Annotated in this window: 22 protein-coding genes; 19 read left to right on the top strand and 3 right to left on the bottom strand. The window is 66.1% G+C overall.

The features are described 5' to 3' along the window. Positions 1-107: 107 nt before the first annotated feature. Entirely contained in the window at positions 108-923 is an 816-nt protein-coding gene (locus A5733_RS11430) for a hypothetical protein (RefSeq protein ID WP_076240198.1), read from the bottom strand. A gap of 65 nt (positions 924-988) precedes the next feature. Continuing rightward, on the bottom strand, positions 989-1684 hold the full coding sequence (locus A5733_RS11425; protein ID WP_076240197.1) for a hypothetical protein: 696 nt from the start codon (positions 1682-1684) through the stop codon (positions 989-991). A gap of 329 nt (positions 1685-2013) precedes the next feature. Between A5733_RS11425 and A5733_RS11420 the strand changes: the two genes are divergently transcribed. Next, positions 2014-2346, top strand: coding sequence for a hypothetical protein (locus tag A5733_RS11420; protein WP_076240196.1), 333 nt, complete (start codon positions 2014-2016; stop codon positions 2344-2346). On the opposite strand, the gene A5733_RS11415 is transcribed toward A5733_RS11420, so the two are convergent. Further along, a complete protein-coding gene (locus A5733_RS11415; protein ID WP_076240195.1) occupies positions 2341-2961 on the bottom strand; it encodes a hypothetical protein in 621 nt (206 codons plus the stop codon). The genes A5733_RS11420 and A5733_RS11415 overlap by 6 nt on opposite strands. Before the next feature lie 167 nt (positions 2962-3128). Between A5733_RS11415 and A5733_RS11410 the strand changes: the two genes are divergently transcribed. The 18 genes from A5733_RS11410 to A5733_RS11330 all read left to right on the top strand — a co-directional run. Further along, on the top strand, positions 3129-3413 hold the full coding sequence (locus A5733_RS11410) for a helix-turn-helix transcriptional regulator (RefSeq protein WP_083666112.1): 285 nt from the start codon (positions 3129-3131) through the stop codon (positions 3411-3413). After that, positions 3410-3658 (top strand): hypothetical protein, encoded by a 249-nt coding sequence (locus A5733_RS11405; RefSeq protein ID WP_076240193.1) that lies wholly within the window; start codon positions 3410-3412, stop codon positions 3656-3658. The genes A5733_RS11410 and A5733_RS11405 overlap by 4 nt, the downstream gene beginning before the upstream one ends. After that, the gene (locus A5733_RS11400) at positions 3655-3873 is read left to right on the top strand and encodes a hypothetical protein (RefSeq protein WP_076240192.1); all 219 of its coding nucleotides are present in this window, start codon (positions 3655-3657) and stop codon (positions 3871-3873) included. The genes A5733_RS11405 and A5733_RS11400 overlap by 4 nt, the downstream gene beginning before the upstream one ends. Continuing rightward, a complete protein-coding gene (locus A5733_RS27485) occupies positions 3870-4007 on the top strand; it encodes a hypothetical protein (protein ID WP_158070604.1) in 138 nt (45 codons plus the stop codon). The genes A5733_RS11400 and A5733_RS27485 overlap by 4 nt, the downstream gene beginning before the upstream one ends. Next, positions 4004-4207 (top strand): hypothetical protein, encoded by a 204-nt coding sequence (locus A5733_RS11395; protein WP_076240191.1) that lies wholly within the window; start codon positions 4004-4006, stop codon positions 4205-4207. The genes A5733_RS27485 and A5733_RS11395 overlap by 4 nt, the downstream gene beginning before the upstream one ends. Positions 4208-4339: 132 nt before the next feature. After that, the gene (locus tag A5733_RS11390) at positions 4340-4648 is read left to right on the top strand and encodes a hypothetical protein (RefSeq protein WP_142253939.1); all 309 of its coding nucleotides are present in this window, start codon (positions 4340-4342) and stop codon (positions 4646-4648) included. Further along, positions 4645-4911, top strand: a complete 267-nt coding sequence (locus tag A5733_RS11385; RefSeq protein ID WP_076240189.1) for a hypothetical protein — start codon at positions 4645-4647, stop codon at positions 4909-4911. Before A5733_RS11390 ends, A5733_RS11385 begins: the two co-directional genes overlap by 4 nt. Further along, positions 4908-5288, top strand: coding sequence for a hypothetical protein (locus tag A5733_RS11380; RefSeq protein WP_076240188.1), 381 nt, complete (start codon positions 4908-4910; stop codon positions 5286-5288). Before A5733_RS11385 ends, A5733_RS11380 begins: the two co-directional genes overlap by 4 nt. Then, positions 5288-5839, top strand: coding sequence for a hypothetical protein (locus tag A5733_RS11375; protein WP_076240187.1), 552 nt, complete (start codon positions 5288-5290; stop codon positions 5837-5839). The genes A5733_RS11380 and A5733_RS11375 overlap by 1 nt, the downstream gene beginning before the upstream one ends. Continuing rightward, entirely contained in the window at positions 5839-6420 is a 582-nt protein-coding gene (locus tag A5733_RS11370) for a WhiB family transcriptional regulator (protein ID WP_076240186.1), read from the top strand. Before A5733_RS11375 ends, A5733_RS11370 begins: the two co-directional genes overlap by 1 nt. Next, a complete protein-coding gene (locus A5733_RS11365) occupies positions 6417-7244 on the top strand; it encodes a PD-(D/E)XK nuclease-like domain-containing protein (protein ID WP_076240185.1) in 828 nt (275 codons plus the stop codon). Before A5733_RS11370 ends, A5733_RS11365 begins: the two co-directional genes overlap by 4 nt. Next, positions 7241-8260: a hypothetical protein gene (locus tag A5733_RS11360; RefSeq protein ID WP_076240184.1), complete on the top strand. Its 1020-nt coding sequence runs from the start codon at positions 7241-7243 to the stop codon at positions 8258-8260. The genes A5733_RS11365 and A5733_RS11360 overlap by 4 nt, the downstream gene beginning before the upstream one ends. Further along, positions 8257-8643, top strand: coding sequence for a hypothetical protein (locus tag A5733_RS11355; RefSeq protein ID WP_076240183.1), 387 nt, complete (start codon positions 8257-8259; stop codon positions 8641-8643). The genes A5733_RS11360 and A5733_RS11355 overlap by 4 nt, the downstream gene beginning before the upstream one ends. Continuing rightward, positions 8640-8819 carry a hypothetical protein gene (locus A5733_RS11350; protein WP_142253938.1) on the top strand — a complete coding sequence of 60 codons (180 nt, stop codon included), beginning with the start codon at positions 8640-8642 and terminating at the stop codon, positions 8817-8819. Before A5733_RS11355 ends, A5733_RS11350 begins: the two co-directional genes overlap by 4 nt. 201 nt (positions 8820-9020) lie before the next feature. After that, the gene (locus A5733_RS11345; protein ID WP_076240181.1) at positions 9021-9275 is read left to right on the top strand and encodes a hypothetical protein; all 255 of its coding nucleotides are present in this window, start codon (positions 9021-9023) and stop codon (positions 9273-9275) included. Next, positions 9272-10213 (top strand): hypothetical protein, encoded by a 942-nt coding sequence (locus A5733_RS11340; RefSeq protein WP_076240180.1) that lies wholly within the window; start codon positions 9272-9274, stop codon positions 10211-10213. The genes A5733_RS11345 and A5733_RS11340 overlap by 4 nt, the downstream gene beginning before the upstream one ends. After that, positions 10210-10443 carry a hypothetical protein gene (locus tag A5733_RS11335; RefSeq protein ID WP_076240179.1) on the top strand — a complete coding sequence of 78 codons (234 nt, stop codon included), beginning with the start codon at positions 10210-10212 and terminating at the stop codon, positions 10441-10443. The genes A5733_RS11340 and A5733_RS11335 overlap by 4 nt, the downstream gene beginning before the upstream one ends. Further along, a partial coding sequence (locus A5733_RS11330; protein WP_233152672.1) for an AAA family ATPase occupies positions 10431-11133 on the top strand: 703 nt, incomplete at its 3' end. The genes A5733_RS11335 and A5733_RS11330, both read left to right, overlap by 13 nt.

Below are 11133 nucleotides of genomic sequence, written 5' to 3'. Positions count from 1 at the left end.
GTGCGCGGTCAGGCCTACACAGACGCGTTCGGCGACTCCATCGCCGAGAACCTCGACACCGCGCGGGTTGCGCTGCAATCTGGTCTGCTCGACCCGACTGCCACGAATCAGGACATCCAGAAAGTCATCGGCCAGCTGGAGACGGTGTCGTCGATCATGGGCGAAGACATCCCCGCCGTCGCGCGAGCTGCAGGGCAAGCGGTGAAAACTGGGATCGCTGACAGCGCAACCCGCGCGGTGTCGAGGTTCTCGGCGATGGAGTCGCCGAACGCGTCTGTGTAGGCCTGACCGGCGGCACGACCGAACCGTTTCGCGGTGGCCTCGTCGACGCCGGTGCGCGCCTGGAACATGTCGACGGTCGCTTCCTGCTCCATGCCGTCGGCGATGGCGCCCGCGAGGACAGCACCCGCGCTGAACCCGATCGCAGCGACGCCAGCAAGGGCGACGCCGATGGGTCCGGCGCGGCCTCCGAGCTGCGCGATGCGGGGCGCGAATCCAGCCATGAACGATGCGCCCGCACCGTCACCGGCTTGTTCGGCGCCTTGCTGCGCGCCTTCGAATCCTTCGGTGAGTCCTTGCTCGAGCTGCTGGCTCGATTGGCGGGCGGCACGCCCGATTTCTTCGATTTCGTCGGCGGTGCGCCCGGCTTCGCGGCGCAGCTGCTCGGCTTGCCGGGTGGCGCGTTGCAGACCGGATGAGTCGACCTGCCGCACCTCACGGTTCAGTTGCTGCGCGGACTGCGCGGCGCGGCGCAGGCCTGAATCGTCGATCTGATTGAGTGCCTGGTTGCCGCGTTGCATCCCTGTTTGGATTTCGCGGACGACGTCGCGCATGGCGGTTTGGACTGCGGCTTGCAGCTGCCGTTCAAACCCGGAGGCGTCGCCGGTGATCTCGACACGCAGGTTCCCGACAGGTGCAGTCATAGCGCCGCACGGTATGCCCGGACGGTGCAGGAGTCGGTGGTCTGAGTCCAGGCTGTCGGGGCTGGTTAGTGGTCGAACTTGGTCACGCTGGATCGGAGCGGGTTGTCGGTTACCACGCACTCAAAGCTGACGTCAGACGACGACTGGCCCTCGGGGACGGTCCCGCGAACGGATCCCGAAACTGTCCACTCGCCGCTGTCTTCGGTGGCCCGGACATTGGACAGTGTCAGCGGAAGCTGACCGGCGACGTACTTCTCTTCGAGTCGCCCTTCGCACAGTTCGACCGCATAGGTTTGGTCCAGTGGCCGGTTCGGGTCGAACGTCTCCGGCTCGGGGTTCTCGATGCACCGAACACCGGTGTTGAACTTGATGTCTGATTGGCCGGCCTTCAATCCGGTCTGTGCTGCGCCGAGCTGGCCGACGGCGATTCGTGCGTTGGCCAGTCGTATGGCCGTCTTCCCCGGTTCGTTGCCAAACGCGCAGTCGATCCGCAGGAAGTATCCGCCCTCGGGGTATGTGTCGGTGACCTGGTCGGCGATCTCGCGGTATACAAGGCGCAGCTGGTCGGTGTTGTCGGTCTTGACCAGGGCGGTCAGTTCCTTGTCCTGCTCGGTCATCTCGTAAGCGGGAACCGTGGCAGCCACCGTGGTGGAGAGGCTGTCGCCGTTGCTGGTGTCGTTGCTGCTACATGCGGTGGTGAGCGCGAACGCGGCGAGTAGCGCGCCGACGGCGATGGTGTTGTGGTTCGGCGACGGTGGCATGGGCGGGCCCCTGGGTCGGCAGCATTGTCGATCAGTGATCGCAGTCACTGTACGCAGCGTTACGCATTGCTGGTCGCGAATCGCGCTGCACCCCATCGAATTACTGATGAGTAGCTGAAACGGGTTGTAACTCTTTGGTGTTGACCGACGAAATAAGCGGACAAGTATCCGTCGAAACCCTTTGCGCCCAGCTCACAGCGGGCTATCATGACGTCACTAGAACAGATGTTCGAACAGCTGGTTTTGCGTGTCGGGGTGATTGCGAGGTGTTTGTTGCTTAACGAATCTGGTGTCACCACAAAGCGCGGGCCGGTCGCGACGGCTCCCGCATGAGCACGCTCGACGAGCCAGCTCATGTCGCCGCCGAAATGTCCAAGGCCATCGAGCATTACGCAGAAATGATGCGCGGATTCGGGATCACGATACGGCAGTCGAGCCGACCGGTTTCGATCGACATCATGCGCAAGCGCGCCACCATCGGGCACGTCGTTGTGCACGACGACGGCGTCGTCGAAGCGGTGGCCCGCGCCGATACCACGATCGGACAGCGCGCCGAGGTGGTGCGACAGGCCCAGCAAGCGCGCATCGCGGCGATAGATCCAGGTTGCGGATGGATTCAGGGCCGCGGCGGCTGGGCGACGATCATCTGCGAACCGTTATGACCCGTGGCGCTGCGCCCGCGAGTCCATATCTTCCTGGATTTCGGTCATATCCTCTACCGAGGGCGCTGCGGTGAAACTGCCCTTGCTGGTGACCAGGGGGCCGGTACCGGGACCGCCGACTGCGTGCGCCGATTCGGCCACGCGCTCCTGAAGGGCGACGAGGTCGGAGTAGAGGCGGTGAGCATCTTCGGCGAGCTCGTTGGGGGTTTTCGAGTCGCGTCCGACGGACAGGCTGAGCAGTTCGATAGCGAGCGTGGCAGCGGTCTGTTGCACCCGCTTCCAGTCGTCGTCGGCCGAGGTCGACTGTTCTATGTCAACTTTCCCACGTGCGTAGATCAGGAGCAGTTCGTCGGCCGCGTCTTCACGCCCGACCTCGCTCAGCTGTTCGGGGCCGGCGCCGACCGCCTTCGCCATGCGTGCCAGCGTTTCGGCAGGCGCGATGACCGGGACCCGGACGTCGCTGGTGGCTTTGTTGTATCCCTTGACGATCTGCCGCCATCGGCCTTCGCTGATGCCCGCTGCGCGGGCCGCTGCCCGCGCCGAGAGGGGCGGGCGGATCTCGGCGCGTAAGCGCTCGATGAGTTCCGCCTCGGGGGGTGGTGAGTGCTCTGACATGCGTCAACTATCCGTGCGTACCTGTGCGAAGTCCAACGCATCGGCAGTACTCACTTCTTCGCGTTTGCCCTGGCGCAACCTTCGAACACCCCAGGTAGTGCGCATGTTTGCGTCTCTACGCAAATTGGTAGTTGCACTACGCGTACCTACGCACTACCGTTGCGTACATGTCCACCATCACACAACGTCGCTTCGGAGTTTGGAAAGAACTCCGAGTGATCCGGGAGAAGGACGGGCACAGCCTGTCGTCCCTCGCTCGCGAAGCCGATATCAGCCTCAGCTACCTGTCCGACCTGGAGAACGGGCGCCGCTGGCCCAACCCGACCCAGTTGAAGAAATTGGCTGTCGCCCTCAACTGCCCCGTATCTGTGCTCGAACGCACCCGCCGCGTCGACGCCGACGGCAACGACCTCATGGACCGGGCCGCGACGAAAGCCGGTGATGCAGCATGAGCCGCCGCACCTCATCCGACAGCAACGGCACCCGTCCATCCCGCCAAGAACGTCCGGGTGCCGCCGCAACCACCTCGACCCGTCAGATGAGCCCAGGTACGCCCGACCGTACCGGATTCACTGCGGCCGAATGCGCCTGGTTGGACCAGGCCCGACGCGGCTGGGTGCCGCTGTCGGAGAAGCAGGCCCGCGTCGTTCGCCATGCTCTGCGCCCCGCCCGCACCGCGCCGGAGGTGGCGGCATGAGCAACCGGATCGCCCCGTTGCAGAACCGCGCCGAGTTGTTCGAGCAGTTCGCCTACAACAGCGACGACTCGATCGCCGCCTACCTCAACCTGCTGCAGCAGTTGGCTGCTGAACGTACCTGGGCCGACCGCGACCTGCGCAACCGTGTCCTCGCCAGCAAACTCGAGCACGCCGAAACAGTGGACCGTAAGCGGCGCGAAGCGGGTGTGTCATGAACCGTCTCCACCTGCCGCACCCGGACGCGATCACGCGTGGCCTGCTGCTCGACCTCGCGTTGGTCGTCCTCGATATCGCGTTCATGGTCCTGCTGTTCGCGTACCTGGTGAACGCTGCGGGGTGGGCCCTGTGAGCGACCACCACATCCCTGATGTCTCGACCCTGATGGATCGGCTCATTTCTCGCGCTGGCCGCGCCGCCTATGACGCACCGACCGCGTCGGCCGAGGACTGCATGTACGTGGTCGCGTTGCTGTCTGTCGCTGAATCGGCTGCGTCGGTGTCGCTGCTGCTGGCGTCCCGCCCGAATTCGTTCCCGCTGCGGGAACCGTGACCGTTCGACCAGCGGTGACCCAAATCCCGCCGGTCGAACGGCACGCCAACCAATCACCCGTGCCCGAGTCGCCGCATGGGCCGCTATCCCTGCGGCGACGACACACCGGGCACCCTACCCGAAAGGCAGACCATGGCTGACAACACTTTCGTCACCATCGCCTCGACCCACGACACCAACATCACCGTCTACCGGTACGGCGACCGCACCGTCATCCGGTTCGGGCACGCCTTGCACGCGCACCTCACCGATGACGGCCTGCGCGACCTGTACACGAAGATCGGGGCCGCCCTGTTCGGCAGCGAGTTCGCTGCTGGTGCCTGCGAGCAGCTCGCCGAGCTGGTGCGTGAACTCCGGTTCGAGGGCAATGGTTCCGTCGCCGACGAGCTCGAGGACGCAGCCGCCACGCTGGGCATCACGATGCCGGAGGCAGCGGCATGAACGACACGATGACCGTCACTGTCCGCGACCGAGCTGCCGAATCCCCGTGGGGTTCCGGCCCGATCAACCCGATCACCCGCACCGTCACGATCGCCGCGGCTTGTCCGCGCTGCGGTGCCCGGCGCGGCACGCCGCAGGGTCTGCGGCAGTGCGACGACGGCGCCTTCTACTGGGTGCAGGTGTGGCACAACCCGTGTGGGCACATCGACTACTACGACAACGTCATCTCCGAGGCCGAACAGCTCGAGGCGGTGGCCCGATGATCCTGCTCGGAAAGTTCATTCAGTTCTCGTATCTGCTGGTCCTCGGCGGAATCGGTCTCGGTTTGCTGCACAACTGGCTGGTGCCGGTCGACTACGTGTGCCCGTTCTGCGGCGGCGAAGGCTGTGAGCACTGCTGCCACACCGGCGAGGTGTACCCCACCGAACTCGACGCGGACATTGTGTTGTGTCCGCGCTGCGACGGCAACGGCGTCTACCCTCCCGGCGCCTACACCCAAGTGACCTGCCTGTATTGCGGCGGCAGCGGCGAAACGACCCTGGCCGCGATCGATTTCGATGACGACGGCCGCGACGACGACGGCGCCGCCTGGGACCGCGCCCACGACCTCGGCGTCGACTACGCGAACGGAGTCTGGTGATGCGAGAAACCAATCCGATGCTGGCGGCGATCGACTGCCCGCCGCTCACCGACAGCGACCGCGAGCAGGCACGGCTCACGGTGTGCCGGTACGCCACCGACGCGGCCGACGCCGGCGAGCTGCTGGCGATGCTCGGCTTGATCGAGCCGCAACCGACACCGCAGCCGGTCAAGGCTGCACCGCCGGTCGTTTCCTACGACCGCGGTTCCTGCACCGAATGCGGTGTGCCCACCTACAGCCGTAGGGCCCGGCCACCGGTTCCCGGTGGCCGCCGGTATGGCGCGCGTGGCCGGTGCGAGAAGTGCTACATGGTGCTGCGTCGCGCGGAGAGTCCCGCGCAGGAGCCGAAGATGGTCGATTCCGCGAAGACGCTCGCGCACCTCGAGTCGCTGCGTGATGCGGGCATCACCGGGCAGCAGATCGCAGATGCGTTCGGGCTGCCAGCGACCACGCTGTCGCGGCTGCTGAACCATCGTCCGCTGATGGTCCGCGCAACCACCGAGGAACGGGTGCTCACGGTGCGGTTCGACGCCGACAAGGCGGTGCTGTGATGACCAAACCATCGACCGCGCTGCCTGCGCTGCCCGCGAACTGGGACGGTCGTGCCGAATGCCGACGCCACAACCCCGAACTGTGGTTCTCCCACGACGGCATCGAGATCCGTGCGGCGAAGGCACTGTGTCGCACCGAATGCCCGATCCGCGTCGAGTGCGGGATCGCTGCTGTCACACGCAACGAACGGTTCGGCATCTACGCCGGTTTCGACACCGCTGACGCTCAGGATTGGCGCAAGCTCGGCGAATGGCTGGGTATTGAGCCGCCGAAGCGCCGTGCCCGGCACCGGGAACGCACATCCATGACCTGCGAATCCTGCGGCGCCGAGTTCGTCACAACCCGACCCGACTCGAAATGCCACGCGTGCAGGCAGGGACTCGTGCCCGCCGAACCTGTGCGCGAGCACATTCGGAACCTGCGCCAGGTCGGGTTCAGCTACAAGCTGATCTCCAAGCGTGCGGGGGTGTCGCACACGGTGGTGCCGAACATCGCGAACCCGAAGCAAAAGTACGTCACCCGCGAGACCGCGAACCGGATCCTCGCGCTCACCGCTACCGCATCGGCGGTGGCGTCATGACCGCCCCCACCGAACCGGGCCTGTATGCAGGTGTCCCGGAGGACGTCTACCACGGCGACCGCGATTCGCTGTCGTCGACGGGGGCGCGGCGGCTGCTCGAGGTGACGCCGCACCGGTGGCGATACGAGCAGGACAATCCGCCGCGGTCGTCGGCCGCGATGGATTTCGGTACGGCCGTACACACCCTCGTGCTCGGCACCGGCGCGCCGCTGGTCGACACCGGATACGACGAATGGCGTTCCAACGACGCCAAGAACCGAGTCGCGGAGATTCGCGACGAGGGCGGCGTCCCGATGCGTCCGAAGGAGTACGCCGCGGCACACGCGGCGGCCGAGAACCTGCGCAACCACACGCAGGTTCGACGGTGGCTGTCCACTGGCGAGCCCGAGCTGACGGTCTACTACCACGACGAGGTCACCGGCGTGATGCTGCGCGCTCGCCTCGACTGGGTGCACTGGATCGACGACCACACGGTGCTGATCCTCGACCTCAAGAAGTCGCGCGCACCGGGCCCGCGGCAATTCGAGCACAGCGCACTCGAGTACGGCTACCACTGCCAACAGCCTTGGTATCAGGCCGCACTCGCAGCGCACGGGATCCGCAGCGCGTTCGTGTTCGGCGTCATCTGCGACCAACCGCCGTACGAGCCGTACGTCGTCGAGCTGCCCGACCGAGCCGTCGAGCTCGGTGCCGCCCGCAACCGCCGCGCGATCGACCTCTACGCGGCCTGCCGTGAGTCCGGCGAATGGCCGAGCCACGGCGACCACATTCACCCGATCGACCTGCCCGGATGGGCTTACAAGCAGGAGGAATACACGTCATGACCACTGAACTCGACCTCATCGCCAACGGCGCCGAACTGGCCACCGCGTCCACGCCAGGCACCACAGCCGCGGCCATGGACATGCTGCGCGGGCACGCCGAGATGATGAACGCAGCCCACCAGCTCGCGACCGCGATGGTCGGCACCCAGATGGTGCCCGCCGTGTACCGCGGGAAGCCGGACGATGCAGCGGCGGCGATCCTGTACGGCGCCGAACTCGGATTGAACCCGATCCAGTCGCTGCAGCAGGTGTTCCCGGTGCACGGGCAGCCGTCGATCTACGCGCGCACCATGGTCGCGTTGTTGAAGGCCCGCGGATTCCGGTTCAACACCGAGAAGACGACCGACACCGAGGTGACCGTGACCGGCCGCTCCCCCGCCGGCGAGACCGAAACCAGCACGTGGACGATAGAACGGGCCCACCGCGCTGGGTACACCAGCAACAAGAAGTACGAGACCGACCCGCAGGCCATGCTGTACGCGAAGGCTTGTGCCGAGGTGTGCCGCAAGCTCGCCCCGGACGTGCTGCTCGGTATCTCCCACACCCGCGAGGATCTGGAACTCGAGCCCCGCACCCCGGTGCGCGTCCAGTCCGAGCGCGTCACCGCCGACGAGCTGCTCCGCGAGTCCACTGCCCCGACCGAACCGGCTCCGGCGCCGAAGGTGCAGCAGTGGCAGGCCCCCGCCGGCACCGCCTCAAACGAGGTCGAAAAGCAGGACACCGTGCAGGTCGACGACCCGCAGGACGACTCCACGTCTATCGGGTCGACGCGCATCCAACAGCGGCACATCAGCAAACAGCTGGAGGAGATCGGCGCGTCCGAACGCCAGCAGAAACTGGCCTACCTGTCCGCGTTCTTCGAACGCCAGATCCGGACCGTCGCCGAGCTGTCTCACCGCGAAGCCGACGAGGTGATCGCCGAGCTCGACCGTCAGGCCGCCGCAGTCGCCGTCGAACAAGCTGAGGACGACGGCGCGGCTGACAGCGTCCAGCAGGCCATCGAGGTGGACCAGTGATCCACGACCTGCCGCCACACATCGCCCGCCCCACGAACAGCCTCGTCGGCCCGCTGGTCCGGTTCCGCGGCCAATCGGTCGCGATCACATCTAGCCCGCCGTCAAACACTCTCGACCCGCGCTATTTGTCGTGCACAAATCACCATCTGGCCTGCGACTGCCGAGAAGCCGAGAAGAACGAACAGATCGCCGAATACCGGGGCCAGTACTGGCACATGCGCGAGCTGTTCGACGCATTGACCGACGGCCACCCGACCCGCGTCTACGTCAGCGGGGAACGCCGTTCCGACCTCGAATGTCAGTGCCCGCTCTGTGCCTTCGGTCGACAAGCCGGCCTAGACCGGGCCATCCATGCACGCCGCATCGATGGGTGGGTGAGGTGAGCACCCGTGATTACGCGCAGTCGGCCAAGGCGATGGTCGCGTTGGTCGGTGAATCGGTGAGCACCGCTGACGATTCGTCGCTGCTGGTCACCGCGCAGACCGCCACCACGATGGCGCTGCTCGCGATCCACGCGCAGCTCGCCGCGCTCACCGACGCAATCAACCAGAAGGCGTAACCCTGCGGGCCCACACGGACTGTGTGGGCCCGCAATCGCCACCCATGTTCGAGTTCTAGGAGGTGTCCCACGATGGCAAGGTCCGGGGTTCAGCGCACCAGTAAGCGCTTACGTACCACCGATACTGAGCTGCGCAACCCCGGACCTGCCGTCGGTGCCGTGTCTGTCCCACAGGACCAAGCGCGCCCGTACATCGTCGACATGCTCGACACCCTGCGCAGGCAACAGGAAACCCTCCTCGCCAACAAGCCGCGCTACATGCTGCTCGCCCGCCGATACGGGTTCGCTGACGCCGAGATTGCCGAACTGCTCGGCATGACCGAAAGCGGTGTCCGCAAAGCAATACGCCGCACTGAAGGCACGCCCGGCGCCGAGTTCGGCGACACCGACCGCACCGTCACAGCGTATGTCACGCGTGACTCACTTCGAGTGTTCGCGGGAGGTACCGAAAAGTGACGTGGTTTCGGGTCGATGACAGCTTCTACGACCATCCGAAGGTGCTCGAGGCCGGCACCGCCGCGATCGGTTTGTGGACGCTGGCGGGTGCCTACTGTGCGCGTCACCTCACCGATGGAGTGATCTCCGATCGCCAGATCCGGGCGATCGGAGGAACCCGCAAACAGGCCGCGAAACTCGTCGAAGTTGGTCTTTGGACGTGCGACGAAGCTTCGGCGAACGCTCGCCGATACTTCTTCAACGATTGGTCGGAGTATCAGCCGTCGCGCGCCGACGTCACGACGCGACGCCGAGACGATGCCGAACGCAAGCGCGCCGCGAGGGCCGCCAAGGCCGATAAGCAGGCAAAACAAGAAAATGTCCGGCCGGACATCCAACCGGACGGCGCACGGACGTCCCCCGACGTGTCCGACGACCGTCCGCTCTACCCGACCCGACCCGCACCGCCCCATTTAAAGAACTATACTACGGAGAGTTGTTCCTCGGCGAAAACGCCCACGCCGCCAGCGCCACCACCCGCCGCCGTCGAAACCCTCTGCGCCCGCCTCCGCGACCGGATCGTCGACAACGGATCCCGACGCCCCACCATCACCGAACGCTGGCGCCGCGAAGCACGCCTCCTGCTCGACCGCGACAGCCGCGACCTCACCAAGGCGCTCAACCTCATCGACTGGTGCCAACAAGACCCGTTCTGGCGCAAAAACATCCTGTCCATGCCGAAGTTCCGCGAAAAGTACGACCAGCTGCGCCTGGCCGCCCTCGAGGACCACCAACGCCGACAAGGCACACCAGCGGGTCCGTCGAAACGCGAACTCACCATCGCCCAAATCGAAGCCCGCAAAACCAACCCCGACCCCCGCCTGGCCGCGCTCGCCTCATTCGGCCGCGCACCCGCCCTCGACCAGCCACCAACCGCACTACCTGGAGCCGCGTCATGACCACCGACGAAATCCTCACCCTCCTGCAAGTTCTCCACGCCTACGACGGACGCGTCTTCGACGACGTTGCCATCGTCGTCTGGACCGAAGCCGCCCACCGACGCGCGTGGACCGCCGACGAAGCCGTCGAAGCCGTCCATGAGCACTACGCCGACAACCCCGAACGCGTCATGCCCGGCCACATCACCCGCATCATCCGACGCAACCGGAGCACAAATTGGCAGGACTGACCGACGGCACCACACGCGCCTACGACGAAACCACCGAAAAGGCGCTCCTCGGTGCCACACTCCTCGCCCCCGACGCCTGCCGCACCGCGTTCCTGTCCGTACGCACCGACGACTGGTTCATCCCCGTCTACCGGCGCACCGCCGCCCTCATCGGGGAAATGCTCACCGCCGGCCAGCCCGTCGACCCGTCCAGCGTGCTCGTGCTGGCGCAATCGCGGGGCCTCGTGCCCGCGAAGATCCCGCCCCCGGCAGTGTTCGACGCTGTCCAAGCGGCATGGTCACCGGACTCAGCGGACATGCTCGCCCAACGCATCCGCGACCTGTCCGCGGCCCGGAAACTCTCCGAAACCGGTACACGCCTCGCACAACGCATGGAATCGGCGTGGACCACCGGCGTCGACCGCGCCGACATCGCCGCCGCCGTCGCCGAAACCCGCCGCGCCTGCGACGAAGCCGAACGCATCGCCACCGACCTCGCCCAAGATCCACCCACACCGATGGGCGAATTCCTCGCCGTCGCCGACGAACACCACTGGCTGATCCCCGGCCTGCTCGAGCGGATGGAACGCATCGTCCTCACCGGCGCCGAAGGCGGCGGCAAAACCGTGCTCTGCACCCAACTCGCCACTTGCATGGCCGCGGGCATGCACCCGTTCACCGGCGAACCCCTCGGCGGCGGCAACCACGGCA

The sequence above is a fragment of the Mycobacterium sp. NS-7484 genome, assembly GCF_001953975.1.
GTDB lineage: Bacteria > Actinomycetota > Actinomycetes > Mycobacteriales > Mycobacteriaceae > Mycobacterium.
Note: the sequence above shows the minus strand (reverse complement) of the source record. Positions and strands in the feature narration are given on the sequence as shown.